At 39.0% G+C, this 25580-nt stretch carries 23 protein-coding genes; 18 read left to right on the top strand and 5 right to left on the bottom strand.

Going from position 1 to position 25580, the window contains the following annotated elements; genetic code table 11:
- The first annotated feature begins 13 nt into the window (after positions 1-13).
- Positions 14-793, top strand: a complete 780-nt coding sequence (locus tag DYI03_RS04670) for a ZIP family metal transporter (protein WP_021668461.1) — start codon at positions 14-16, stop codon at positions 791-793.
- Positions 794-1251: 458 nt separating this feature from the next.
- On the opposite strand, the gene DYI03_RS04665 is transcribed toward DYI03_RS04670, so the two are convergent.
- A complete protein-coding gene (locus DYI03_RS04665) occupies positions 1252-1599 on the bottom strand; it encodes a DUF2023 family protein (protein ID WP_025064427.1) in 348 nt (115 codons plus the stop codon).
- A 40-nt stretch (positions 1600-1639) separates the two neighbouring features.
- Positions 1640-2128 carry a flavodoxin FldA gene (gene fldA / locus DYI03_RS04660; RefSeq protein WP_021668459.1) on the bottom strand — a complete coding sequence of 163 codons (489 nt, stop codon included), beginning with the start codon at positions 2126-2128 and terminating at the stop codon, positions 1640-1642.
- Positions 2129-2806: 678 nt separating this feature from the next.
- Here fldA and nadB point away from each other — a divergent pair.
- The 3 genes from nadB to nadC are packed head-to-tail and all read left to right on the top strand — an operon-like array spanning position 2807 to position 6341.
- Positions 2807-4390, top strand: coding sequence for an L-aspartate oxidase (nadB, locus tag DYI03_RS04655; RefSeq protein ID WP_021668458.1), 1584 nt, complete (start codon positions 2807-2809; stop codon positions 4388-4390).
- A gap of 43 nt (positions 4391-4433) precedes the next feature.
- On the top strand, positions 4434-5426 hold the full coding sequence (nadA, locus tag DYI03_RS04650; RefSeq protein WP_004357441.1) for a quinolinate synthase NadA: 993 nt from the start codon (positions 4434-4436) through the stop codon (positions 5424-5426).
- Between the two features lie 39 nt (positions 5427-5465).
- A complete protein-coding gene (nadC, locus tag DYI03_RS04645) occupies positions 5466-6341 on the top strand; it encodes a carboxylating nicotinate-nucleotide diphosphorylase (protein ID WP_021668457.1) in 876 nt (291 codons plus the stop codon).
- A 175-nt stretch (positions 6342-6516) separates the two neighbouring features.
- On the opposite strand, the gene DYI03_RS04640 is transcribed toward nadC, so the two are convergent.
- Positions 6517-8613 (bottom strand): S8 family serine peptidase, encoded by a 2097-nt coding sequence (locus DYI03_RS04640; protein WP_036869828.1) that lies wholly within the window; start codon positions 8611-8613, stop codon positions 6517-6519.
- A 173-nt stretch (positions 8614-8786) separates the two neighbouring features.
- Here DYI03_RS04640 and DYI03_RS04630 point away from each other — a divergent pair, with 173 nt between their 5' ends.
- From DYI03_RS04630 to DYI03_RS04600, 8 genes are all read left to right on the top strand, one after another.
- Positions 8787-10262: a PepSY-associated TM helix domain-containing protein gene (locus DYI03_RS04630; RefSeq protein ID WP_021668454.1), complete on the top strand. Its 1476-nt coding sequence runs from the start codon at positions 8787-8789 to the stop codon at positions 10260-10262.
- Positions 10263-10552: 290 nt separating this feature from the next.
- Entirely contained in the window at positions 10553-11440 is an 888-nt protein-coding gene (gene fabD, locus DYI03_RS04625) for an ACP S-malonyltransferase (protein ID WP_004357343.1), read from the top strand.
- Between the two features lie 247 nt (positions 11441-11687).
- Positions 11688-13364 carry an alpha-amylase family glycosyl hydrolase gene (locus DYI03_RS04620; RefSeq protein ID WP_021668453.1) on the top strand — a complete coding sequence of 559 codons (1677 nt, stop codon included), beginning with the start codon at positions 11688-11690 and terminating at the stop codon, positions 13362-13364.
- A complete protein-coding gene (locus tag DYI03_RS04615; protein WP_021668452.1) occupies positions 13364-13834 on the top strand; it encodes an alanyl-tRNA editing protein in 471 nt (156 codons plus the stop codon). Before DYI03_RS04620 ends, DYI03_RS04615 begins: the two co-directional genes overlap by 1 nt.
- A gap of 14 nt (positions 13835-13848) precedes the next feature.
- A complete protein-coding gene (locus DYI03_RS04610) occupies positions 13849-14424 on the top strand; it encodes an NUDIX hydrolase (RefSeq protein ID WP_004357236.1) in 576 nt (191 codons plus the stop codon).
- Entirely contained in the window at positions 14421-14666 is a 246-nt protein-coding gene (locus tag DYI03_RS04605) for a hypothetical protein (protein ID WP_021668451.1), read from the top strand. Before DYI03_RS04610 ends, DYI03_RS04605 begins: the two co-directional genes overlap by 4 nt.
- A 4-nt stretch (positions 14667-14670) precedes the next feature.
- Positions 14671-14808, top strand: a complete 138-nt coding sequence (locus DYI03_RS13405) for a hypothetical protein (protein WP_004357295.1) — start codon at positions 14671-14673, stop codon at positions 14806-14808.
- Positions 14809-14824: 16 nt separating this feature from the next.
- Complete coding sequence (locus DYI03_RS04600; protein WP_021668450.1) at positions 14825-16159, top strand: MATE family efflux transporter; 1335 nt, start codon at positions 14825-14827, stop codon at positions 16157-16159.
- A 415-nt stretch (positions 16160-16574) separates the two neighbouring features.
- Here DYI03_RS04600 and DYI03_RS04595 read toward each other — a convergent pair whose 3' ends face one another.
- Positions 16575-17432: a M48 family metallopeptidase gene (locus tag DYI03_RS04595; protein ID WP_021668447.1), complete on the bottom strand. Its 858-nt coding sequence runs from the start codon at positions 17430-17432 to the stop codon at positions 16575-16577.
- A gap of 248 nt (positions 17433-17680) precedes the next feature.
- On the opposite strand from DYI03_RS04595, the gene DYI03_RS04590 reads away from it, so the two are divergent.
- From DYI03_RS04590 to DYI03_RS04570, 5 genes are all read left to right on the top strand, one after another.
- The gene (locus tag DYI03_RS04590; RefSeq protein ID WP_021668445.1) at positions 17681-18673 is read left to right on the top strand and encodes a hypothetical protein; all 993 of its coding nucleotides are present in this window, start codon (positions 17681-17683) and stop codon (positions 18671-18673) included.
- A 12-nt stretch (positions 18674-18685) separates the two neighbouring features.
- Positions 18686-19876: a hypothetical protein gene (locus DYI03_RS04585; protein WP_021668444.1), complete on the top strand. Its 1191-nt coding sequence runs from the start codon at positions 18686-18688 to the stop codon at positions 19874-19876.
- 112 nt (positions 19877-19988) lie between these two features.
- Positions 19989-20441, top strand: a complete 453-nt coding sequence (locus DYI03_RS04580; RefSeq protein WP_021668443.1) for an NfeD family protein — start codon at positions 19989-19991, stop codon at positions 20439-20441.
- Between the two features lie 35 nt (positions 20442-20476).
- The gene (locus DYI03_RS04575; RefSeq protein ID WP_004357605.1) at positions 20477-21430 is read left to right on the top strand and encodes an SPFH domain-containing protein; all 954 of its coding nucleotides are present in this window, start codon (positions 20477-20479) and stop codon (positions 21428-21430) included.
- Between the two features lie 7 nt (positions 21431-21437).
- On the top strand, positions 21438-22577 hold the full coding sequence (locus DYI03_RS04570; RefSeq protein ID WP_021668442.1) for a UDP-N-acetyl glucosamine 2-epimerase: 1140 nt from the start codon (positions 21438-21440) through the stop codon (positions 22575-22577).
- 55 nt (positions 22578-22632) lie between these two features.
- On the opposite strand, the gene DYI03_RS04565 is transcribed toward DYI03_RS04570, so the two are convergent.
- Positions 22633-23751, bottom strand: a complete 1119-nt coding sequence (locus DYI03_RS04565; RefSeq protein ID WP_021668441.1) for a hypothetical protein — start codon at positions 23749-23751, stop codon at positions 22633-22635.
- 279 nt (positions 23752-24030) lie between these two features.
- On the opposite strand from DYI03_RS04565, the gene DYI03_RS04560 reads away from it, so the two are divergent.
- Positions 24031-25560 (top strand): IS5 family transposase, encoded by a 1530-nt coding sequence (locus tag DYI03_RS04560; RefSeq protein ID WP_115367858.1) that lies wholly within the window; start codon positions 24031-24033, stop codon positions 25558-25560.
- Positions 25561-25580 lie beyond the last annotated feature (20 nt).

Genomic DNA, 25580 nt, shown 5'->3' with positions numbered 1-25580 from the left:
AAAGGGAAAAGATATGACAGGAACAGCATTTGGACTCTTAATCCCGCTCTTAGGAACGGTCTTAGGGTCGGCATTTGTATTCTTTATGAAGAATGAAATGCCTGCTCGCCTACAAAAAGCCTTATTAGGTTTTGCATCAGGTGTCATGGTAGCAGCCTCCATTTGGTCGCTCATCATTCCCTCAATGGAAATGTGGGCAGACCAAGGCAGGCTGCGCATCATACCAGCCTTAGTAGGATTCTTAGCAGGAATTGCTTTTTTGCTTCTAATCGACTATATTACGCCTCACTTACACATGGGCAGTAGCAAGCCAGAAGGACCACGAACAAAGCTCAGTCGTACCGCTATGCTCACCTTTGCCGTAACCATTCACAACCTCCCCGAGGGCATGGCAGTCGGCGTAGTCTTGGCTGGTGCAATGCAAGCAAGCACTTCCATTTCGACAGCAGGTGCTATGGCAATGGCGTTGGGTATTGCTATTCAGAACATTCCAGAGGGTGCTATCATCTCAATGCCAATGAAAGAAGCAGGCAATTCACGTTTAAAATCGTTCATCATAGGCGCATTAAGTGGTGTGGTAGAACCCATTGGGGCTATCTTGGTTATACTTTTAGCAAGCACCATTACCCCAACTCTCCCCTATTTGCTCAGTTTTGCTGCTGGTGCAATGTTTTATGTAGTAGTAGAAGAACTTATTCCAGAAGCTTCAGAGGGCGAGCATTCCAATCTTTCTACCATTGGATTTGCCATTGGATTTGCCGTTATGATGACCTTGGATGTTGTCTTAGGATAAAAAATAAAAACATTTTAGAGCGAAGAAATATCTACTAACATTCTCATTATTAGCGCATAACATAACAAAAGACATCTTTTTTTATGTTATGCGCTAATCTTTTTTAAGAAAATTTTTAGTAGAAATATTTGGAGAATATTAGAAAACTTATTAACTTTGCATCAGTTTTTTTAGTGGTTAATTTAGTTTTAGTATTGGAACCTTGGTTGATGTGATATCAGTCAAGGCTTTTTTTTGTCCAAAAATTAGGTATCCGAAGCCACAAAATAAGCAAAATCCAAATTTTCAGACACAGATTGAAATAAGAGAGAAGTTGATTGGGTACAGAAAAAGAAAAGGCTGACTTCACAGCCAGCCTTAATCCTATACAAAAACATTATGAAATAATTTTATTTCGCGAACAAGATTTATATCTTTAATATATATGTGGTTTTATCAATTCCTTACTTTTACACTTTTTATTGTAGCTGCTTGCACGAGCGACACTTACGTTCGCAATAACGTTCACACTGAACACGAATGTCGTAACCGAGCATAGCACCCAATATAAAATCTTCCTCTGGTGTTAATTTGTTGAGAGGTTTTGTAACAAAAAGTTGGATAGCGTCCAAACATTCCTTGCGTCCGAAAAACAAATTCAAACTGCTATTGCCTACGGGCTGTATAATATAAGGTATGTTTTGATTTTGAAGGCGTGTTCTTACAAAGTCTTCATACTTCTTATTGAAGGTATAAAGCACCATTTGGCGAACCCCTTTTTTGAACTCATAGATATGGTTCATCAAAACTTTCATATCATTTGCCATATCAAGCATATCGTGTTCTGTACGCTATCTTTCTATTTTATTACAAAGAAGGTTTTATACCTTCCAACCAAGCATCAATTCGTCCCTCAGTAAGGTCGTCTTCATTAACATTATCCAAGGCAAGACCTACAAAGTTACCGTCTACAACAGCTTCGCTATCATCGTAAGTGTAACCCTCGGTTGATACACCTGGTAAGATATTTGCACCTTCGCAAGCATCATAAATTTCTTTCATTGCGCTGCAAAAAGTATCAGAATACGATTCGCTATCACCACAACCAAACAAAGCTACTGTCTTTCCTGATAAATCAGCACTCTTCAAAACGTTTACTGCATCGTACCAATCGTCTTGCAATTCGCCTGCTCCCCATGTTGAAGTTCCAAGGATAAGATTATCGAAATTAGCGATAGTATCTTCATTAAAATCAGATGCGTTCATTGAATCTACACCTAATTTGTTAGCAATTGTTGCTGCGATGTCTTCGCAGATACCAGTTGATGAACCATAAACTACAATTGTACTCTTCATATTTGTATTGATGTTTTGTTACTGTTTAATTATTTTCAGTTGCAAAGATAGATAGTTTCTAACTTTTGTGCAATACCTAAAAATGGTGGTTTTAGCAAAATACCTATTTGTAGGTAGATACTTTTTAATCGGAAGCAACTCTGTTTTTCATTTTGTAGCCTTTATATAATAAGGTGAAAATGTTATTTAAAAATATGATAAATATGAAAATAGTAGTTTAATATTTCTATTTATCTCCTATAAGTAGATAATTTTTCTTCCCTATACAATGAAAACATAACTTTATAATACCCATAAATAAGCAAATTTGCACTCCCCTCCTAACAGAGGGGTTGGGAGAGGCTTTCGATTTTACCCGATTTTTGACCAATTTGTATCTGTCTGAAAATCAATACATTACAAAACCATTTTCAATACCTATTATTTCTCATTTCAAAACAATAGGTTTTGAAGCTCAAAAGAGCCTATTTTGAACACTAAAACAAGCTCTTTTAAAAATGAGAAAAATAGCCATTGTTCCATTTTTCCTCTAATTTTGAGCGTAAAAGAAAGACCACGAAATCAAAAAGCATTTGAATAGAAGATTTACAAATGATGTTTTGCAAATAAATCCAATATTTTTCCGCTATTAAAGAAAATATTCGTACTTTTGCAAAGATTCAGAAAAACTGAAAAATCATGATACACAAGTCAGATTTTCTTGTCATAGGAGGCGGTGTTGCTGGTATGAGTTATGCGCTTCGTGTGGCAAATAGTGGAAAAGGCAATGTTGTTTTGGTTTGCAAAACAACGCTTGACGAGGCTAACACAACGAAAGCACAAGGTGGAATTGCTTCGGTTACGAACTTAAAAGTCGATAATTTTGACAAGCACATAGCCGATACAATGATAGCAGGCGACTATATTTCTGACCCTAAAGCCGTAGAAAATGTAGTTCGCAATGCGCCAGAAGCCATTCAAGACCTTGTTAATTGGGGGGTAAACTTCGATAAAAAAACCGATGGCAGCTATGACTTACACCGTGAGGGAGGTCATAGCGAATTTAGAATTTTACACCATGCCGACGATACAGGCAACGAAATTCAACGTGGATTAATGGAGGCAGTGCGCCAAAACGAGCATATCACCATACTTGAAAACCACTATGCCGTTGAAATCATTACGCAACACCATTTAGGTGTAGAGGTTACACGCCGCACACCCAATATAGAATGTTACGGAGCTTACATTTTAAATCCCGCAACACAAAAGATTGACACTTATTTAAGTAAGGTTACACTCATGGCAACAGGCGGTTGTGGGGCAGTTTATGCCACCACTTCCAACCCTAGCATTGCCACAGGCGACGGCATTGCAATGGTTTATAGAGCCAAAGGCGAAGTGGAACACATGGAGTTTGTGCAGTTCCACCCTACTGTTTTATATAATCCGAAAGAAACACGCCCCGCATTTTTAATCACCGAAGCCATGCGTGGCTATGGTGGAATATTGCGTTTGCCCAACGGAGAAGAGTTCATGCAAAGATACGATGAACGCCTTTCGCTTGCACCACGCGACATCGTTGCAAGGGCAATTGACCATGAAATGAAGATACATGGACTGGCTCACGTTTGCTTAGATGTAACCTATAAAGATGCAGAAGAAACCAAAAAACATTTCCCTCACATCTATGAGAAATGTTTAAGTTTGGGCATTGACATCACAAAAGAATATATCCCCGTTTGCCCAAGTGCGCATTATATGTGTGGAGGCATTAAAGTTGGACTCAATGGAGAGAGTTCTATCAAGCGACTTTATGCCGTTGGCGAATGTGCTTGCACAGGTCTTCATGGTGGCAATCGATTGGCAAGTAACTCCCTTGTAGAGGCTGTCGTCTATGCAAAGGCTGCTGCTGAGCATTCCATTGAAGTGTGCCAAGACTACGAGTTAAACCTTAATGTTCCCGAATGGGACGACGCTGGCACATTATCGAACGAGGAACGTGTGTTGATTACGCAAAGTATGAAAGAAGTTGGCGAAATAATGAGTAACTATGTGGGCATTGTTCGCAGCAATTTGCGCTTGAAACGTGCATGGAATCGATTGGATTTATTGTACGAAGAAACCGAAAAACTCTTTAAACAAGTAAAGGCTACGAAGGATATTTGTGAACTAAGAAACATGATAAACGTTGCTTATCTCATTACAAGACAGGCAATAGAACGAAAGGAAAGCCGTGGTTTGCATTACACAATTTCTTATCCATTACACGCAAACGACTAAGAAAGAAGTAATTATCTAAGATATTTAAAAACATTATAACAACATGAATGACAAGAAATGGAGCGAACAGGGATTTATAGACGAGCCTACCCCTGCCAATACCGACATTAAAGCTGAAATAAAGCGTATGTGTAAAGAGAAGAATGCAGTCATTATGGCGCATTATTACGCCGATGCAGAAGTGCAAGATTTAGCCGATTTTGTTGGCGATAGTTTGGCTTTGGCACAAAAAGCAGCCACAACCGATGCTGATATTATTATTATGTGCGGCGTTCATTTCATGGGTGAAACCAACAAAATACTTTGTCCTGAAAAGAAAATCATTGTGCCTGACCTCAATGCTTCATGCTCTTTGGCAGAAAGTTGTCCTACCGATGCGTTCGAAAAATTTGTCAAAGCTCACCCCAATCATACTGTTATCAGTTATGTGAATACGACAGCAGCTATAAAATCGCTTACCGATGTGGTGGTAACGAGTAGCAATGCTTGTCAAATCGTAGAATCATTCCCTAAAGATACAAAGATTATTTTCGGTCCAGACAAGAACCTTGGTGGTTACATCAACCGCATAACAGGGCGCAATATGTTGCTTTGGGACGGCGGTTGCCATGTTCATGAACGTTTTTCTGTGGAAGGTATCAAGCAATTAAAGCAACAACACCCTAATGCAAAGGTATTGGTTCACCCTGAATGTAGAGAGGAAGTGGCTGAAATAGCCGACAAAGTGGGTAGCACAGCGGCCTTGTTGAAGTTCAGTATCAATGACGATGCTAACGAATTTATTGTGGTTACGGAAGTGGGAATCTTACACGAAATGCAAAAATCTGCCCCACAAAAGACTTTTATTCCTGCACCTGCAGAGGATATTGAAAGTGGCTGTAACGAATGTAACTACATGAAACTCATTACAATGCGCAAACTTTACAACTGCATTAAACACGAATGGCCTACTATTGAGGTAGACTCTGAGATTGCAGAGAAGGCTGTGCGACCAATTAACAGAATGCTTGAAATTTCAAAACAATTAGGTTTATAAATTAAAGCGTACATTTCCCACCACTTATTCATAAAGAAAATGTTACAAGTAGACGAATTAAACGCAAAATTAATCGACCTTGCCTTTAGCGAAGATATTGGCGACGGCGACCATACCACACTTTGTTGCATTCCAAAAGATGCAATGGGCGAAAGCAAACTATTGATAAAGCAAGACGGAATCTTTGCTGGTGTAGAAATAGCCAAACAAGTTTTCAAGAAGTTCGACCCTGAATTGCAGGTTGAAGTATATATAAAAGATGGCGAAAAGGTAAAGGTTGGCGACATCGTGATGAGTGTAAAAGGACGTGAACAAAGCCTTTTGCAAACTGAACGCCTTATGCTGAACATTTTGCAACGCATGAGTGGAATTGCAACAATGACCCATAAATACCAACAAGCACTGATAGATGCTGGCACGAAAACACGAGTTTTAGACACACGAAAGACCACTCCTGGTATGCGAATGTTGGAAAAAGAAGCGGTAAAGATTGGTGGTGGCATGAATCATCGTATTGGTTTGTTCGATATGATACTCCTTAAAGACAATCATATTGACTTCTGTGGCGGTGTGCATAACGCTATTTCACGAGCAAAAGCCTATTGCAAAGAACACGGAAAGGACTTAAAAATAGAATGTGAAGTGCGTGATTTTAAGGAATTAGATGAGGCTTTAGCAGAAGGTTGCGACCGTATTATGTTCGATAACTTTACGCCTGAAGACACACGCAAGGCGGTTGAAATCGTTAATGGACGCTGCGAAACTGAATCAAGTGGCGGAATTACCTTCGAAACAATGATTCCTTATGCCAAAGCAGGAGTCGATTTTATTTCTTTTGGCGCACTTACTCACAGCGTTAAAGGCTTGGACATGAGCTTTAAAGCAGCTGGAAGCGATAAACTTATCATTAAATAAAGCCCCATAACGGCGAAATCTTTTAACGACACACGGCGAACTGTTCTAACGATTCGCCACGAATTTCCACAAAGGTTCGCCATAAAGTTCCATAAAGGTTCACCATGAGGCATAATAAGCCCCATTAAGGATAGAGAAAATTGCTACCTTAATGGGGCTTTTTCGTTGCTCTGCCCTATCGTTTTATGAACTTTTTATGGTTGCGAATGTAGATACCACAAGGCAAAAGATTTTCGTTTGTACCTGCAAAACGACCATCTAAATAATAAATCTTATTATCGTTGTGCAACGTTAGCGTGTCTTCCACCTGTTCAATTCCTGCTGCTGCTTTCTTCAAAACTTCCTTTAAACCCTCGTAAACATCAATTTGTCCGTAGCCATAAAGATTGTTCGGATAAGAAAGCGAAGCGTCATAATGCGTGCAAGTCTTACTAAACACATCGAAACAATCCTCTGGTGTTAGCCGTGGATAGGCTTGAAGCCAAAGAGCAATGGCTCCTGCAATGATAGGCGACGACATTGAAGTGCCCCCATTGCTGTTCCAAGCATAGGTTTTACCATTGAAAGGGAAGTGTTTTACATCAGAACCCAGCTCGCCAACGTTGTCGGGATTGTTGATAAAGAAACTACTATAAGCCGAAATTATGTTTTGTCCAGGAGCCATAACATCAGGTTTCGTACGCCCATCAAGGGTTGGTCCTACACTCGAAAACGATGTTCTACGTCCGTCAGTACCTTTATTATAGTCTTTCCATACACCTAAATAATTGTAAAAGCCACGCCTATAAGCCGTTGCACCCACCGAAATAACACGTCTTGCACTCGAAGGCGAGTGAACACTGTGGCTATTATCGCCTGCTTTAAGTTGCGGATTCAACTCATTAGGCAACAAATATCCACTCAATCGGTAAAGGTTTACGGCTGCATCTACACCCACTATCTCCAATGAAAGCGGCACATTGTGCCCTAAATCGGGCTTGCTTATAAGCATAATATCGTATGCCATTTCATTCGAATTGTAGCTTGAACGATAAGCCAACATACGATAAATGTATTTCTGTTTGCCTATTACGATAGAATCTTCCAACAAAAAATCCTTGCTTTCTACTATCTTTTGCGTTGGAATTTCAAAGAAAAATGGATTTGTTCTGTCAGCATAAACCGCAAAACGGAACGTAAAAGGTTGGTCGCTTTTCAGTGTAAACGAAGCTCTTTCTTTACCTCCTAAAACGAAAGCCCCACTACTTTCCACACCTTTGGGTTTGTTAATGTAGTTCACCCAATCGGCACTATTACCTGCCGAAGCCACAATGATATGTCCAGGTCCCACCAATTTGTCAAGCATCTCATAATAAAGCTGGTCATAACCTTGGAAATCCTCGTGTCCGCCTTCACTAAAATTAATGACACAGGGCTTGTTTTGACGGTCGGCATAGTCGAAAATATACTTAAAACCGAGCGCATCAGTAGCGTAAGTGTATTTGTAATAATTCTTTTTATCAATCAATTGTATGTTACTACCTACGGCATTTGCCACCATAACAATGTCCGATTCATAAGCCATACCACGATAAGGACTCACTTTCGCATCGCCTTCTGCCCCACTTCCTGCTGCTATTCCTGCCGTATGTGTACCGTGTGTTTCTATCAAACCATCGAAAGAACGTCCTATTTTCATCAACTCTTGTTGGCTATGATAGTCGCGACCAACAGGCAAACTCGTATTCAACGTGTCGGTAGAGAGTTGGTCCCACAAGGCTTTTATGCGGTATTCACTCATATCAACACTGTAAAACGTAGGGTGAGTAAGGTCGAAACCAACGTCTTGAACCCCCACTACAACGCCTTTACCCGTATATTTTTGCGGTAATTGACGTCCCTCATAAACCTGTAAAGCATTGATAAACAGCTTGGTAGTATCCATTTGCACCTCATTAGACCTGCCCGCTTCTATGCGCAAAACATTCTGTTGATTGGAAAGAGCAGCAATTTTATCCAACGGAATAGAGAGAATGTAAACATTTCCCACCTTTGCCAACACTTCACACCCAAAGTTTTGAATGGTTTTTTCAGCGTCATTGCTAAATTTAGCAAAGGCTGTCAACGTTCTATTTTCGGGATTTCGGGTGATAGAAGGTGCTTTCCTTGTTTCTACAATTACCTCCGTAACCGCTTCACGCACCAACGGAGAGAGCTTTAAATAGTTAGGTCGCTGGGCATAAACACCCACTACAAGCAACAAAAGCAACTGTAATAATATGATTTTTTTCATCATTTCTTCTTCAATAATATTTGATTTATGACTACAAAGAAAAGGTTTTTTTTTGAATTAAGCAAATATTGACAATAATTCAAGTCTTCTTGCGTTTCCTTTGTGTATGAAACTATTCTCAAAAGCAAAGAAAGATAGTTGTAAAAGTAACCCTTCACAATTAAATTAAGTATATGAAAAAAGCCAGTTGGCATAAACATCATAAATGGTTCGGAATAGTATTGAGCTTTTTCCTCATCATGTTCTGCCTTTCGGGCATCGTGTTAAACCACCCAATATTGTTCGATTCAGTGAACATTAGTAGAACTCATTTGCCCCAGACCTACCGCTATGAAGCTTGGAACAATGGACTTTTAAGAGGTACAATTGCCTGGAACAATAAAATTCTAATCTATGGCAACAATGGTATTTGGCTAACTGACTCTACAAAGAAGAGTATTAAGAATTTCAATCAAGGTCTCCCGCAAGGTGTAGACCATCGGAATATTCGGGCAATGTGCCTCACTCCTTCGGGAAAGCTGTTTGCTGTAGGGCAATACGGACTTTATTTGTTAGGCGCAAACAACGTTTGGCACGAAATAAACTTAGATAAAAGTGAGGGCGAACGTTTAGTAGATATTACTCAAAAGGATGGAAAACTCGTGGTAGCAAGTAGGTCGAACCTATTTTTAGCCACAAAACCCTATCATAAATTTGAAAAAATAACCTTGCAACCAGCCAACAACGATGACCATAAAGTCTCACTTTTCAGAACAATATGGTCGCTTCATAGTGGCGAACTCTTTGGATTTGTTGGAAAAATCGTTGTTGATTGCATAGCCTTAGTGCTTCTTTTACTAACTTTTACAGGTTTTTTCTATTGGTTTGCACCACATTTAGGCAAGAAATACATGCGGTTAGCACAACACATCTTCATACCTTTGCACAACAAAATAGGAATATGGAGTATCGGTTTCACCTTGTTTCTTTGTCTGACAGGTTGGTTTCTACGTCCACCAGGCTTAATAGCAATTGCATCGGGGCGCATTACTGCATTGCCTTTCACGACAATGGACAATCCCAATCCATGGAACGACAACTTGCGAGGCATTAGATACGACAATGAAAAGGGCGATTGGCTCCTTTCAACAGCAAATGGTTTCTACGCCATGAAGTCGCTTTCCGACCAGCCCATAGCCGAAATTCATCAACCCAACGTGAGTGTTATGGGCATAAACGTTATGGAGCAAAGGACAAATGGAGAGTGGTTAATAGGTTCGTTCAGTGGACTTTACGTTTGGAAAAGAGCAAATGGAAACATCAAAGACTATTTTACAAATAGAAAACCTGCACCTATCAAAGGAATACCGATAAGCGAACACGCTATAAGCGGATATGCTAAAGATTTTGAAACAAACAATGGAGCAGTTGATTACTATAAAGGAACAAAGGCTATCGCTATGCCTAACGGAATGAAAGCCTTACCTATGTCGCTTAGAAACGTTTGCGTGGAAGTGCATACAGGTCGCATTTACACATTCTTAGGCATGGGAACAATCTTCTATATCAGCATCATGGGATTGGCTTTGGCTTGGTGTTTGTGGTCGGGGTGGAAGGTTAGAAGAAGAAAACGCAAATCAAGAAAGGATAAATTACACAGCTTTTGCTGACAAAGGGAGTATGTATAGAAAAATATTTTATACGAATCAAAAGCGTATCATGAAATCTGAGTAAATCATTTGAAGTCAAATAAAATATAAAAGAGCCTATTTTGGAGTCCAAAATAGGCTCTTTTGAGGCTCAAAATAGGCACTTTTGATGTTCAAAACAATAGGTTTTATATTTTCAGAAAAAACTTTAGTAGCTTATACTATAATGTGAACAGGTTGAAATTTGCGAGTTTCATATTATTATTGTACTTTTGTAGCCTAAAGATAATTAAAAAGAAGAATTTAAAGTAATGAAAGCATTTGTATTCCCAGGTCAGGGTTCACAGTTTGTTGGTATGGGCAAAGACCTATACGACACCAACCCTTTAGCAAAAGAATTGTTTGATAAAGCCGATGCCATTCTTGGTTTCAAAATAACAGATATTATGTTTGCTGGAACAGACGAACAGTTGAAGCAAACGAATGTTACTCAACCTGCAGTTTTCCTTCATAGTGTAATTTCAGCACTCTGCTTAGGCGATGAATTTAAACCTGAAATGGTTGCAGGACACTCTCTTGGTGAGTTCTCTGCATTAGTAGCAGCTGGCGCATTGTCGTTTGAAGATGGTTTGAAACTCGTTGCTTTGCGTGCGAATTGCATGCAAAAGGCTTGCGAATTAAACCCTGGCACAATGGCTGCAATCATTGGTGTAGCCGATGAAAAAGTAGTTGAAATTTGCGAACAAGTAACAAACGAAGGCAAAATGGTTGTTGCTGCCAACTTTAATTGCCCTGGTCAGTTGGTTATTTCAGGTTCAAAAGAAGGTATCGATGCTGCTTGCGAACTGTTGAAAGCTGCTGGTGCAAAGCGTGCATTGCCTTTGAAAGTGGGCGGAGCATTCCACTCTCCATTCATGCAATCGGCAAAAGATGAGTTGCAAGCAGGTATCGAAGCTACCAATATTGCTGCTCCTAAATGTGCAGTTTACCAGAATGTTGATGCTAAACCACATACTGACCCAGCAGAAATTAAGGCAAACCTCATTGCACAGCTTACTTCAAGTGTTCGTTGGACAGCAAGTGTACAGAATATGATAGCCGATGGTGCAACAGAATTTGTAGAATGTGGTCCAGGAAAGGCTTTGCAAGGCATGATAGGAAGAATAGATAAGGGCGTAAACGCTCATGGTGTAGAATAATTTTCTGATATTTACAGACGTAATAAGGTAAATTTTCTACCTCAATAATTTTCATGTAGGGACACAAACCCCTGTATTTCTACTGGTTATACTCGGCAGCGAGATAATCAAAATGCCCGCAAGGTTAGAAGGAAGTACTGGGTATTGTGTCCTTTTTTATTTGATAAAATGGGGGTTAACCCATAATTTAAGCTCATAATATTGCGGTGGTAATTGTTAGAACCACCTTAAAGATAAATCCAACCTAATGAAATTAGTAATATATCAAGTATTTACACGCATTTTTGGCAACAAGAATACCCATAGAAAAAGGCATGGTACGCTTGCTGAAAATGGAGTTGGAAAGATGAACGATTTTGATTTGGCAACATTAAATCAAATCAAATCCCTCGGTGCAAATACAATTTGGTACACGGGAATCCTACGCCATGCTACTTGCACTGACTACAGTTCGTTCGGTATTCCACGCCAAACGCCTCGTGTGGTAAAAGGTTTGGCAGGTTCGCCCTATGCTATTACCGATTATTACGATATTGACCCCGATATTGCGGAGAACGTTTCGGAACGTATGAACGAGTTTACAGACTTGGTAAAACGCACGCATAAGGTTGGATTAAAGGTGATTATCGATTTTGTTCCAAACCATGTAGCACGCGAATATAAAAGTATTTGCAAGCCAAAAGGTGTAAAAGATTTGGGTGAAACCGATGATACGAAAAAGCATTTTGATGCGAATAATAACTTTTATTATTGTCCGAATGAAGCGTTAGATACCTCTGCTATCCCGCAACCTTATGGTTTTACCGATTCGGAATACATAGAAACAGTGGCAAGATGCACTGGGAATGATAAATTTGACGCACACCCTCAAGCCAACGATTGGTACGAAACAGTCAAACTGAACTATGGTATTGACTATTGTGATTGGGGCGGAAGAAGTACGCACTATATGCCAATTCCCGATACTTGGCACAAAATGACTGATATATTGTTATTCTGGGCAGAGAAAGGAGTGGACGGTTTTCGATGCGATATGGCTGAAATGGTGCCACCAGAGTTTTGGAAATATGCCACCAAAAAGGTGAAAGCACAATTCCCAAACATTGTTTTCATAGGTGAAGTGTACGACCCTCAACAATATAGAACTTACATTTCATCGGGCTTCAACTACCTTTACGACAAAGTTGGTATGTACGATTGTTTACGAGATGTAATGTGTGGCAATCGCCCAGCATATACTATTTCACAACAATGGCAGGCAACTGACGATATAAAAGACAATATGTTGTACTTTCTTGAGAACCATGACGAGCAACGTATAGCGTCCGATTTCTTTGCAAAAGATATGAAACGAGGCATTCCTGCAATGCTTGTTTCTGCACTATTGCAAACCAATCCTGTTATGATTTATGCTGGGCAAGAGTTTGGCGAAGAAGGTATGGACGAGGAAGGTTTCTCGGGTAAAGACGGAAGGACTACGATTTTCGATTATTGGTGTGTCGATTCAATTTATAAGGGTTATTATAATCGGACGAAATTGACTCAAGAACAGAAGCAATTGGAGCAGACTTACCAAGCTATTTTGCAGTGTTCAAACCAAGAAGAAGCTATTTCTAAAGGCAAAAGTTTCGACTTAATGTATGCCAATATGGGCAGTGATAAGATAGATAGTAACAAGATTTTTGCTTTCATTCGTAAGTATAAAGATTCTGTTTTGCTGGTTGTCGCAAACTTTTCTGATAGTGAAAAAGCAATAGAACTGAATGTTCCGCAACATGCTTTCGATTATCTTGAAATGAAAGAGCAAGAAGTTTTAGCAGAAGATTTGCTTAGTAAAGAAGAATTTTCAATTACTTTTAAAGCCGAAAAGCCTATCCCAATAAGTGTAAAAGGTAATTATGGACGAATTTTAAAGTTAAAGTAATGGAGACAGATTATATCTTTAATGAGCATAATAAGGAGGAATTTCCACCTGCTCACACCGCAGAACATCTTTTAAACCAACTTATGGGGCGCATATTTGGGGCGGAAAGAAGCAAGAATGCACACATTGAGCGAAAGAAAAGTAAGATGACTTTCCTCTTAGACCATAAGCCTTTGCGCAAAGAAGAAAAGGCTATTGAAGACGAAATGAACCGACTAATCGAGTTGGATATGCCGATAACTTACGAACTTGCCGACCGTAACGAATTGCCAGAGGGAGTATCTTTAGACCGATTACCCGAAGATGCAAGCGAAAAAATACGCCTTGTTCGTATCGGAGATTATGATGTTTGTCCTTGCATTGGCAAACATGTACGTTCAACAGCACAGATTGGACGTTTTGAAATGTTAGGAACGAATTGGGACGAGCATGCCCGTTCGTTTAGAATACGTTTTAAAGTAATTCCATAACCGTTTAAAAGAAGATGAAAAAGCAAAGAACTGACGAGGAAATGATGTGGAAAAAGCTATCCTCAGAATATATTATTCAACGTCCATGGCTTACGGCTCGGTGCGACAAAGTGGAACTTCCGAACGGAACAGTACACGATGAATACTATGTTTTGGAATACCCTACATGGATAAACGTGGTAGCTGAAACCGAAGAAGGTATGCTTGTATTAGAACGACAATATCGTCATGGGCTGCAAATCGTATCGACTGAAACGTGTGCAGGGTGTGTCGAAGAGGGTGAAACACCCTTAGAAGCAGCAAAAAGAGAATTGGAAGAAGAAACAGGATATACTGGTGGAACATGGGAAGAACTCATGGTGGTGTCGCCAAACCCAAGCATCATGAACAATTTATGCTATTGTTTCTTAGCCCGTGGAGTGCGTCTTACATCGCCAACTCATTTCGATAAGACAGAAGATATTGAGAGTTTCTTGCGAACCAAACAGCAAACGTACGAAATGTTGCTACAAGGAGAGTTTAAACAAGCTATGATGGCAGCTCCATTGTGGAAGTATTTCACACTTTATTGTAAGGATATTGTACGATGATAAGCAGGGATAGTATCGAGGCAGCCTATTGTTTTTTGCATCAAAAGTATCGTGTTTACGAGTTCTCAACGAGCGAAACGCAACGCGATGACATTGAGTTTGCCATTGCATCGTATGTAGACGGCATGAACAAAGCACTGTATTTGGAACTTGCCAAGAGCAGAAAAGAGTTCCTTTTAAACCATGTTTCGTTTGCCAAAGACATGGAAGAAGCCATAAAAGCATTAGAAGCAAAATTATAAAACTATGGATTTTAATAAAGTACAAGACGAAAATCGTCGTGCAGAGCTTATCAGAGTGATTGAGCATTCGGTAGAAAAATTGACTTTACCAGAGTTGGAAGCACTCTATTACGACTTAATTTCAAAGGATTATATACGCTAAAAAGTTTCAGAACAACGTGGCAAATATCAACAAAGAAATACTAAATCTTGCTTTACCTTCGATTGTTAGCAACATCACCGTGCCGCTTTTAGGGTTGGTTGATTTAACAATTGTCGGGCATATTGGCAACGAAAACTACATTGGAGCAATTGCAATTGGGTCGATGATATTCAATATTATGTATTGGATATTGGGCTTTCTTCGTATGGGAACAAGCGGAATGACCTCACAAGCCTACGGAAAAACGGCTTGGGACGAATCGTTGCGAGTTCTTTTTCGAGCTTTAACCATTGGTATAAGCATGGGCTTTACCTTTGTTTTGGGACAACGTTTCTTAGAATTATTGATGCTAAAAGCCATGAATACGCCCGAAAGTTCTATTGATTTTGTGCGAGCTTATTTCCGAATAGCCATCTATGGCGCACCTGCCATGTTGGGTCTTTATGGTTTAACGGGGTGGTTTATTGGTATGCAAAACACCAAAATACCAATGATGATAGCCATTTTGCAAAATATTATCAACATTCTTGCATCGCTTTGTTTTGTCCTTTTCATGGGCTGGAAGATAGAAGGAGTAGCTACGGGAACACTCATTGCCCAATGGAGTGGCTTTATTTTGGCACTTTATTTTGTGAAAAGTGGTATTAAAAACGGGCAACTTATTCCTTTAGAAGCTCATGTTTCAGCCACTTGGACACTATTCTCTTCTACGCTGAAGCACATAGAATCGTGGAAAAAATTCTTTGTTGTGAATCGTGATATATTCTTTCGCACACTTTGTTTGGTAGCCGTCAATATGTTTTTTACCAGTGCTGGTGGCAAACAAGGTGCGATGATGTTGTCGGTAAACACTTTGTTAATGACCATGTTCACGCTCTTTTCATACTTTATGGACGGCTTTGCCTACGCTGGAGAAGCCCTTAGCGGTAAATATTATGGGGCAAATGACAAAGTAGGATTCAGTAAAATGAAGTGCCAATTATTCAAGTTTGGAGTCTTAATGGTGGTTCTTTTTACTTTTATATATGTCGTTGGTGGCGTAGATTTCTTGCGTTTACTCACCGATGAGCAACGAGTTATTGCGGCAGCATCGCCTTATCTGATTTGGGTTTATCTTATTCCACTGGCTGGAGTAGCTGCTTTCGTTTACGATGGAATATTCATTGGAATTACCGAAACCAAAGGAATGTTGGTAACTTCGGTTGTTGCAATGTTGTTTTTCTTTGTTTTTTATTTCATTGCCGAACCTTATTGGGGCAACAATGCCCTTTGGATAGCTTTTCTTATGTTCCTTGCTTTACGTGGATTATTCCAATATTTTTGGGCAAAACAATATATTATTCATTCATAAACCGACCTTATTTCAGTCGTTTAAGGTCTTCAATGCTCACCCAGACCACTTGACCGAACTGAGCCTTAGAGCTTGCTCCTTTCATTTTCAGTCGGCAAAAATACTTAAAACTTTCTTTATATCAAAACCAAGATTAGTTTTTTTACTTTTTACACCATATTATAAAGGTAAATACTCTATCCTATTCTCAAATAAAAAGAGTGAAATAGCGATTTTAAAAATAGAAAAAACAAACAAGAATGCTTGAACATCAATTCGTCGAATCCATATAATATTATCAAAAGAGCCTATTTTGCATACCAAAAGTGCCTGTTTTGCGATTCAAAACAGGCACTTTTAAAAATAAATCAAATAAGTGTATTTCGTGTTTCCCTAACAAACGTGAGTTGTAGAGAGGAAAAACGCTGACAATATCTTATCTCTTTCTTTTCTTTTTTGTAGTTGTGGCAGGCTTGGTTGTAGCTTTGTTTGCTTGATAAACCTTCATGGCTTCAGGCATCCATTCTTGTATTTTCTGGATACGAGAGGCATCAGAAGGGTGGCTACTCATGAATGGTAAAGTAGAACTTTGTGAGTTTGCAGCCATGCGTTGCCAGAAAGGAACAGCAGCTTGTGGGTCGTAACCTGCCATTGCAGCAAACATTAACCCCATATAGTCGGCTTCTGTTTCGTTGCTACGACTATATTTCAAGTTCAAAAGTGATAAGCCTGTTGAGGCGACAGAGTTGAAAATATCGCCTGTGCCAGAACCTACTGCCGTGTTAAGAACTGTGCCTATAATAGCGGTTCCTATACCTTGATTTTGTTGTTTGGTAATTTGCTCTGCACTATGTTTGGCTACTGCGTGTGCAATTTCGTGTCCTAAAACAATGGCGAGACTTGATTCGTTTTGTGTGTAAGGCAACAATCCTTCGTAAACAACTATCTTTCCGCCTGGCATACAGAAAGCATTGGCTTGTTTATCTTGCACAAGATTGAACTCCCATTGGAAGTTTTGAATCTCATTAGCATAACCATTGTTGCGTAAATAATTTTCTACGGCGTTGGCAAGTTTACGACCTACACGTGCAACCATTTGTGTATTCTTTACATCTGACGACTTTTTTACACTTGCCATGAACTTTGAATACTGTGTTTGGCTTAGGGTTAAAAGTTCGCCATCAGTCATACTTATTCTGTGTTTACGTCCTGTAAGTGGCACAGTAGAAGTTGTTCCGCATGAAGCAAATGTGGCGAAAACAACACTCATCAATAAAAACTTCATCTTGTTCATCTTCTTTTTATTTTAAATATCTTGGCTATCGTGTAGCCCTTTCTTTAATTAATCCACTGCGAAAGTACAAACTTTTTTCTGCAAAATAACTTTTCTTCTTCTCTTTTTTCTGAAATCCTTGCATAATTGTTTGCAGATTTGGAAGGATATTCTTATATTTGTGAACGAAAATGGAATTGATTTTGCTGAATTGCAACACATGAAAGGAAGATTATTTCCACATTTATAACATAATAAACCGAAAGTATATGAAGAAAATTGCCACACTTTTTTCATTGTTGTTCGTAGCCATTTTGGCTTCAGCACAACCCAAACAAACTTATTTATCCGACTTTAAAAAAGGACAAACTGCAACTTACGAATGCTTTTTCACAAAATCTTTCCAACGAAATTCTGATGGAACAATGGTAGAAGGGGTTGAACTTCATTCTTGGTATAATGTTAATTACATGACAGCGTTGACGCAATACATAAGCTCTGGCGATACCATTTCCAATAAGTTTTCATTGACAATGATTGAAGCTACCCCATACGCTTACATCATGGATATGAAAATTATCGATATAGGTTTACCTAAATCGATAATAGGTCACAATGATTCAAAAGATTTTTTAGAGGTTATAGATATTTTAAAAGGGTTGAATTTCCGTCTTATGTTCTCTAAACAAATGAGCAACTGGAAGGCTATCAATACTACGGAAATATATAAAAAATTTATAACAGAAGCACGCAAGAGTGGTAAATCGTTTATGCAAGATGAACTTACTAAAAGCGATGAAGAGCTAATAGCCGATATGCAAGAAGGGAAAACGTTTAATATCTTTACACAAATATTCTTGCCTGGGCTTAATACCTTTACCAGTGCTTACCGCATAAGATACAATGAGGGACACCACGAAGAGGGAGAACTCAAAGAAAACGAAGTCTCTTTTCATTATGTTTCTGATGCTAAAAAAGGCAAAGGCAAGGAGTTTACGTTTAATGGCAATGTAACTTCCATGTCCTCCAAATATGATACTTATCAAAGTTATGATAAGGCTGAAAGCGACACCATAGCAGACGATAGCATAGATACGGTTGCTGTGATTGATTATAAGCCAAAATTGTGTAAAGAACAAAACCTAATTGAAGTGAAAATGAATAAAGATAGTTGGTTAGAAGTGTATGAAAACAAAACAATCACCAACTACCCAAGTGGAATTGGCACTATTTATGAAGTAATAAGACGTCGCAATAACTAAAAAAGCAACACAATGAAAACAAAAAAGAAAGAAAATATAGCCATGCGAATAAGTGCAGTCATCATAATGTTATTTATCGGCAATGGGATATGGGCGCAAAATGCAATATTGAAAAACCCAAAGTTTAAAGTAGGACAAACTGCAACCTACGAGTTTACACTCGAACAAAAACAATCGGGCGAGCCTGATTCTATAAATACAATGCTCGATTTTACCCAAATAGCGCGTAATAAAGACTATTTTTTTGGTTATAAAGAAATGCAAGAACCTTACCTTTCGTGCAAAATTCGTTTAAAAGTTTTGAATGTAACTCCACACACTACCACCATGCAGGTGGACTTATTAGAAAGTGTAAATTACTCGAACAAGAAAGTGGAATCGTTTGGCGACAGCTTAATGTATTATAAACTGAACGATATTTTCAAGAATTGCCCTCTCATTCTTACTTTCTCCTCTGATATGAAAGAGTACGTTATAAGTAATGGAGAGGAAGCTATCAATAAAATTTATGATATATTATGGAACAACATTCAGAGTTCTTTGAGACAAAAAAGGGAAGTTCCTAGCCAATTCTATAATAACTTCCTCCAAGAAACATTAAGTCTGATGAATGGTAGAAATATAGATTATACTATGTTTTTATATTTCTTTTACGCCCCAAGTTTGCTCGACTTAATCCAAACTTTTGCCACGGAGATGAAAGAAGGCACTACAACAGAAGGGAAGCCATTAGACGGCACAAACCGATATATGTCGTATTTAACAACAAAAACGACCAAAAACAAGAAAGGAGAATGGACTTATTTGTCTGATTTTTCTGAATATGTTATGCCAACTTATCATAGCGATTTAGAAGAAAAGTGGGAATCGGATTACGAAGTAGACAGTGCGGTAATAGATACTATGGAAGCCGATTACAATAATGATATAGCCGAAGTAGACACAGCGGTAATTGATTCGTCTTATTATGACACTACTGAATGGGATTCTGTGGAAATCGACTCGGTTGAATGGGTTGATTCTCTCGATGAATACAAGCCAGATAGCACGTTAAACGAAGAGGATAGAGAAGCAAATACGCATCGTGAAATTCGTATAGGAAAGGACTATTGGCCAATAGAAATAAGTAAAACCATTACTTTGGAGGATAAAAACATCGTTTGGACTTACCGAAGGAAAATAAAACGTGTAGAAAATAAATAAAAAAAGGAAAAGATTGAGGGAGAAAAACTCCCTCTTTCCATTTTCTTTACTAAAAAGTTGGCAATTTCGTTTTAAAGTACTAACTTTACAATCGAATTAAATAATCGTGGCTATGGTACAATACTTTTCAGAAAATCTTTGGTTAGCATGGCTTTTGGTAAGCCTTTTATGCTTGGTTTTAGAATTAACCAATGGCGATTTCTTTATCATTTGTTTTGCAATCGGTGGTACTGCCGCAACTATTTTAGCGGCTTTTTGCGATAGTTTTACGGCACAAGTCATTCTCTTTGCAGTAGTTAGTGCATTGAGTATTTTCTTTATTCGACCGTTTGCACTAAAATATTTGCACAAAAACAAAGAGCAGCGAGTCAGCAATGCTGATGCTATTATTGGACGAATCGGTAGAATTACAGAGCGCATAGAGCCAAATGAATATGGCAGAGTGAAGATTGATGGCGATTATTGGAAGGCTCAAGCAAACAATAATACCGCTATTGAGGAAGGAACACAAGTGCGCATCGTAAAACTCGACTCAATTATTGTAACAGTAGAAATAGCCGAATAATATATTTTTTATAAACAATTAAAAACTAAGTCATTATGTCAATAGTAAGTTATATTCTGATTGCCATCGTAGTATTGGTAATCATATTTGCCAAAAAAACAATTGTGATAATCCCACAGAGCGAAACACGCATCATAGAACGTTTGGGAAAATACTATGCAACATTGCAACCAGGTTTCAATATCATCATTCCATTCATCGATAGGGCTAAAGATATTGTAGCAGTGCGCAATGGCCGCTACGTTTATACCAATGTTATAGACCTTCGCGAGCAGGTTTACGATTTCGACCGTCAGAATGTTATCACGAAAGATAATATCCAAATGCAAATCAATGCACTGCTTTATTTCCAAATTATGGATCCTTTCAAAGCGGTATATGAAATCAATAATCTTCCAAATGCCATTGAAAAATTGACGCAAACAACCTTGCGTAACATCATTGGTGAAATGGAACTTGACCAAACGCTCACCTCTCGCGATACAATTAACACCAAGTTACGCTCTGTTTTGGACGATGCTACCAACAAATGGGGTATCAAAGTAAATCGTGTTGAGCTTCAAGACATCACGCCACCAGAGAGTGTATTGCAAGCAATGGAAAAGCAAATGCAGGCAGAACGCAATAAGCGTGCGACAATTCTGACCAGTGAAGGAGAAAAACAAGCTGCTATTTTGCAATCAGAAGGTGAAAAAACATCACGAATCAATCGTGCTGAAGCTGACAGACAACAAGCTATTCTTATTGCAGATGGTCAAGCAGAAGCCAAAATGCGTGTAGCTGAAGCCGAAGCTGTGGCTATTCAGAAAATTACAGATGCCGTTGGACAGAGTACAAACCCTGCAAATTATCTCATAGCACAGAAGTATATCCAAATGATGGAAGAACTTGCGAAGAATGGCAACCAGAAAACGGTTTATCTTCCTTACGAAGCTACGGGCATAATGGGTTCGATTGGCGGTATAAAAGAAATGTTTAAAGGAGAATAAAGTTTAAATGACGGAAACTAAAAGCGAACTTAGAATTTGTATTTTTTGTGGTGCGCGTCCTAATTTTATGAAGGTTGCACCCATCATTAGATTACTGAAAAAGAACGAAAACGAGGGTTGGGACGGTAGAAAAGTTGCATACTCATTGGTTTATGCAGGTGTAGAAACCGACCCAACGTTAGAGGATAGTTTATTTAAGGACTTGCAAATTTCACGTCCGAATGTATATCTTGGCGTGGAATGTGAGAACTTAAACGAATTAACGGGGCAAGTAATGTCGAAATTTGAGCAATACTTGCAACAAAATAAGACCCATGTTGTCGTGGTAGTTGATGACCTTGCTTCAACGATGGCAGCTGCAATTGTTGCAAAAAAGCAAGGCATTCAGTTGGCACATATTGCTGCTGGCACTCGTTCGTTCGATATAAATATGCCAAAAGAAATCAACCGTTTGGTCATAGACGGCTTGTCTGATGTGCTTTTCACGGCAGGTTTGAGCAACAATAGTATTGCTAACAAAGAAGGAGCAGAGCTATCTCGTGTTTACATGGTGGGCAATATTCTCATTGACAACATTCGTTTCAATCGTGAACGAATGAGTAATTTGGCATTAGAAACGATTCCTTCGGTTTGTGATTTAGGATTAAAAACGAAACAATACCTTGTTTTTACGCTTAATCGGAAGGCACTAATGAACGACAAAGAGAACCTGAAACGTATGCTAAACGCCATGTTTGAAGCTGCAAAAGATATGCCTATTGTTGCGCCATTGCGTGGAAATGCAGCACAAATTATGAAGGAAATTGATGTTACCAAGCACAAAAACCTTCATATTGTAAACCCTTTAGGCTATTTAGAATTTAGCTATTTGCTCTCAAATGCTGCTGGAATCATTACCGATTCGGGTAATGTTGCCGAAGAATCAACCTTTACAAACGTTCCATGTGCTACTCTGAACAGTTATACCGAACACATTGAAACCGTAAAACAAGGTACCAACGTGTTGGTAGGCGAAGATGCTGAAAAACTAAAAACTGCCGTTAGTGATATGGCACAAGGCAAATGGAAGCCAACTGCCCTACCCGACCGCTGGGACGGACGTTCGGCTGAACGCGTTATTCAAACACTTTTAGATATTGCGAAATAAAGAAAATAAAAGCGGATATGTTGATTTTTCATATCCGCTTTTGCTTTATAATTTATTATTTTATCACTATTTTCTTTCCATTCTTTATATATATTCCTCGCATTGGGTGCTGAATAGCACGACCTTGAAGGTCGTAATACTGATTATTTTCTTGTATTTGGGGCTGAACAATAGTCGTAATGCCATTTGTAACTTGAGTTTCTGGAAGCGTAATACTGATGTTTCCATACTTTGTAACCCATTCATTCTTCACTCCACTATTAGTAATTGTATAGCTAAGCGAACCCAAAAAATCATTTTTTGCAGTTGTACACTTGTAAGTATGGGTGCTTGCATCAAGCGTCATAGGCAATGTTAATCCTTCTAACTCTGTAATTTTGCCACTATCGTCTATTTTTGCAGCTTTAAATACAAAATATATGTTTTCCAAATAACTCAGAAATTGATTGTTTGGAATGAATAACGACATTTTATTATTGTCATTTATAACTTTTGCAACTTGCCATTTTTCAGGAATAATGGTTTCTAACGATTTAAAATAAATATTTTCGCCATATTTCACAGATTCTAATACTCCATTTCCTTCTTCTTCTTCATCAAGATTAACATATTTGTAGCTTGTTTTTTGTATTTTATTGTCTATCTGTTCTTCATTTATCATTTTTAGCCCCTTGGTATGAAGAAAAACAATAGGTTTTTCTTGTTCCATATAGTAAAGAGCGAAACAAAGCGAACCGCCGTCGATGCAAATTTTTCCATCACCTTTATCAATATATTTCAACGTAAATTCACCTGTTTCAGGCTGTTGAGTGGTTGGATTCATCGTAGCAAAATACATTTGATGCGCCGTTCCTCCTTCGGTAAGTTGCTTCGTTCCCATTGCTTGACCGTTTTTAATGGTAATGATACCAGCTTCTTTGTTTATCGTTCCTTTCACTAAACCAACAAAATCGATAAATTCTTGAAAGTAAATCTCGTTGTTTTCCATGATGTAAACTTTTTCTTCAAGTAAGTTTCGTTTGGTATATCCAATCGAATTTACATGAATTTCATCGTCATAATAGAAGTACGTTGCTTTACTTTCATCAAGTTCAGGTTCTGTTTCATTAACATTTGTTTGTGCATTCATCGAAGTAGCAATGAGCAAGCTCGAGAGTAAAAGTTTAATTTTCATAATTCTTGATTATTTATATATACTTAAAAGTTTGTCAGAAAAGTTTTATTTCAAACACAAAGTTAGCAATATATTTCCAAATAAATATATTTTTCACACAAAAAGTTATTTATTTCTTTCTTTTAGTTCGTTTTATAATATTGTAAATTTCGTTATTTTAGTTCTAATTAGTGTTTACTGAATAATTTATAACTCTCTGATATTTAAGTTTATATAACTTTATTTCTTTGTTTGTTTAACTAGAAAATCGTACCTTTATATAGTTAAATCCATAGCAAGATGAAGTTTTACGCTCCAAAATACAAGCAACTTGACCTCGGTTTGCTCCGCTCATCCCTTGATGAGTTGGACAAGACAAACCGATGGGTGGCTCTCGGTGACCTTCTTCCATGGACAGAACTTGAGAAGGAATACAACTCAAGGTTGGACAATCAGAAGAAAGGTGCAGGGAACAAGCCGGCACGCATGATTCTCGGCGCAATGATTATCAAGCACAAACTAAACCTGAGTGATGCCGAGACCATCGAGATTATCAGAGAGAGTCCCTACATGCAGTACTTTTGTGGATTGCATGAGTTCACCGACAAGCCTATATTCGACCCGAGCCTATTCGTCACGATACGCAAGCGAATCTCAGAGGAAGAACTCAACAAGATGACAGTCAAGCTTCTCGACAAGCAGAGGCGTCTTCTTGAAGAGAAACGCAAGCGTGAAGAAGAAGAGGCGAAGAGGAATGATGAGGACCCGCCGGCTCCGAAACCAGAGGATCCGAATGCCGCTTCCTTCACCGACTCAAAAGGTCGCGAGCACAAGGGAGTGCTGAAGATTGATGCTACCTGTGCCGATGCAGAGATGCGTTATCCTGTTGACGTTGATATAATACATGATGGTTGCCGCAAGGTTACCGACTATATTATAAAGGTGTGCGAGATGTTTGAGCTGCACAAGCCACGCACGAACTACAAGCATGCACGTCAGGCATACCTTCAGCTTGTCAAGAAAGCCAAGAAGAAAGGCAAGATGGTGCGTGATACTATCGGGGTGATGCTCAACTACTTGCGCAAGGACATCCGCATCTTAATGGACTTGCTTGCAAAGAACAAGACGTACTACGAGAGCCTATTCCTATATGAGAAACGCACCTTGACTGCAATCCTCACGATGTACCATCAGCAGGAGGAGATGTACAGGTCAAAGACTCATACTTGTGCAGACCGCATACTGAGCATCTTTCAGCCACACGTCCGTGCCATTGTCCGTGGAAAGGCTAAGGCAAGGACTGAGTTCGGGGCCAAGATAGGTGCAAGCATAGTCGAGGGCTATACGTTCATCGACCACCACAGCTGGGATGCCTACAACGAGAGCCAGGATCTCTTGCTACAGATTCAACTTTTCAAAGAACGCTTCGGCTATCTTCCGGCCACCATCCTTGCGGATAAGATTTACCTAAACAGGTCAAACCGAGATATACTTGAGGATTTTGAAATCCATTCATACTGCAAACCGTTAGGGCGACCACCGAAGGATCCTCCTTCAGATGAGATGAAATCCAGAATGGCCAAAGCCATCGGGGAGCGCAATGAAATCGAATGCTCATTCGGTACTGGCAAGAGAATCTATCGAGCCAATGACATAAGAGCCAAGCTTCCAGATACAGCACGATGCTGGACAGGAATGTGCTACTTCGTTAAAAACGTGATGAAGTTCCTCAGGGAACTTTGTCTTGCCCTGACCGAAATCTGGTGGTTTTTCATCATTATCGTCACTATGAGGGGCTACGTCTGCTACCCTCTGTCTGTGAAGAGATAATAATTCAGCAGACCCTAATT

The sequence above is a fragment of the Prevotella disiens genome, from assembly GCF_900454955.1.
Lineage (GTDB): Bacteria > Bacteroidota > Bacteroidia > Bacteroidales > Bacteroidaceae > Prevotella > Prevotella disiens.
The sequence above is the reverse complement of the archived record's forward strand: the minus strand, read 5'-3'. Positions and strand labels throughout refer to the sequence as shown.

Excerpts from the sequence above, each read along its gene's own strand:
- DYI03_RS04670 (WP_021668461.1), top strand. The coding sequence starts at position 14 with ATGACAGGAACAGCATTTGGACTCTTAATCCCGCTCTTAGGAACGGTC.
- DYI03_RS04665 (WP_025064427.1), bottom strand. The coding sequence starts at position 1,599 with ATGGCAAATGATATGAAAGTTTTGATGAACCATATCTATGAGTTCAAA.
- fldA (WP_021668459.1), bottom strand. The coding sequence starts at position 2,128 with ATGAAGAGTACAATTGTAGTTTATGGTTCATCAACTGGTATCTGCGAA.
- nadB (WP_021668458.1), top strand. The coding sequence starts at position 2,807 with ATGATACACAAGTCAGATTTTCTTGTCATAGGAGGCGGTGTTGCTGGT.
- nadA (WP_004357441.1), top strand. The coding sequence starts at position 4,434 with ATGAATGACAAGAAATGGAGCGAACAGGGATTTATAGACGAGCCTACC.
- nadC (WP_021668457.1), top strand. The coding sequence starts at position 5,466 with ATGTTACAAGTAGACGAATTAAACGCAAAATTAATCGACCTTGCCTTT.
- DYI03_RS04640 (WP_036869828.1), bottom strand. The coding sequence starts at position 8,613 with ATGAAAAAAATCATATTATTACAGTTGCTTTTGTTGCTTGTAGTGGGT.
- DYI03_RS04630 (WP_021668454.1), top strand. The coding sequence starts at position 8,787 with ATGAAAAAAGCCAGTTGGCATAAACATCATAAATGGTTCGGAATAGTA.
- fabD (WP_004357343.1), top strand. The coding sequence starts at position 10,553 with ATGAAAGCATTTGTATTCCCAGGTCAGGGTTCACAGTTTGTTGGTATG.
- DYI03_RS04620 (WP_021668453.1), top strand. The coding sequence starts at position 11,688 with ATGAAATTAGTAATATATCAAGTATTTACACGCATTTTTGGCAACAAG.
- DYI03_RS04615 (WP_021668452.1), top strand. The coding sequence starts at position 13,364 with ATGGAGACAGATTATATCTTTAATGAGCATAATAAGGAGGAATTTCCA.
- DYI03_RS04610 (WP_004357236.1), top strand. The coding sequence starts at position 13,849 with ATGAAAAAGCAAAGAACTGACGAGGAAATGATGTGGAAAAAGCTATCC.
- DYI03_RS04605 (WP_021668451.1), top strand. The coding sequence starts at position 14,421 with ATGATAAGCAGGGATAGTATCGAGGCAGCCTATTGTTTTTTGCATCAA.
- DYI03_RS13405 (WP_004357295.1), top strand. The coding sequence starts at position 14,671 with ATGGATTTTAATAAAGTACAAGACGAAAATCGTCGTGCAGAGCTTATC.
- DYI03_RS04595 (WP_021668447.1), bottom strand. The coding sequence starts at position 17,432 with ATGAACAAGATGAAGTTTTTATTGATGAGTGTTGTTTTCGCCACATTT.
- DYI03_RS04590 (WP_021668445.1), top strand. The coding sequence starts at position 17,681 with ATGAAGAAAATTGCCACACTTTTTTCATTGTTGTTCGTAGCCATTTTG.
- DYI03_RS04585 (WP_021668444.1), top strand. The coding sequence starts at position 18,686 with ATGAAAACAAAAAAGAAAGAAAATATAGCCATGCGAATAAGTGCAGTC.
- DYI03_RS04580 (WP_021668443.1), top strand. The coding sequence starts at position 19,989 with ATGGTACAATACTTTTCAGAAAATCTTTGGTTAGCATGGCTTTTGGTA.
- DYI03_RS04575 (WP_004357605.1), top strand. The coding sequence starts at position 20,477 with ATGTCAATAGTAAGTTATATTCTGATTGCCATCGTAGTATTGGTAATC.
- DYI03_RS04570 (WP_021668442.1), top strand. The coding sequence starts at position 21,438 with ATGACGGAAACTAAAAGCGAACTTAGAATTTGTATTTTTTGTGGTGCG.
- DYI03_RS04565 (WP_021668441.1), bottom strand. The coding sequence starts at position 23,751 with ATGAAAATTAAACTTTTACTCTCGAGCTTGCTCATTGCTACTTCGATG.
- DYI03_RS04560 (WP_115367858.1), top strand. The coding sequence starts at position 24,031 with ATGAAGTTTTACGCTCCAAAATACAAGCAACTTGACCTCGGTTTGCTC.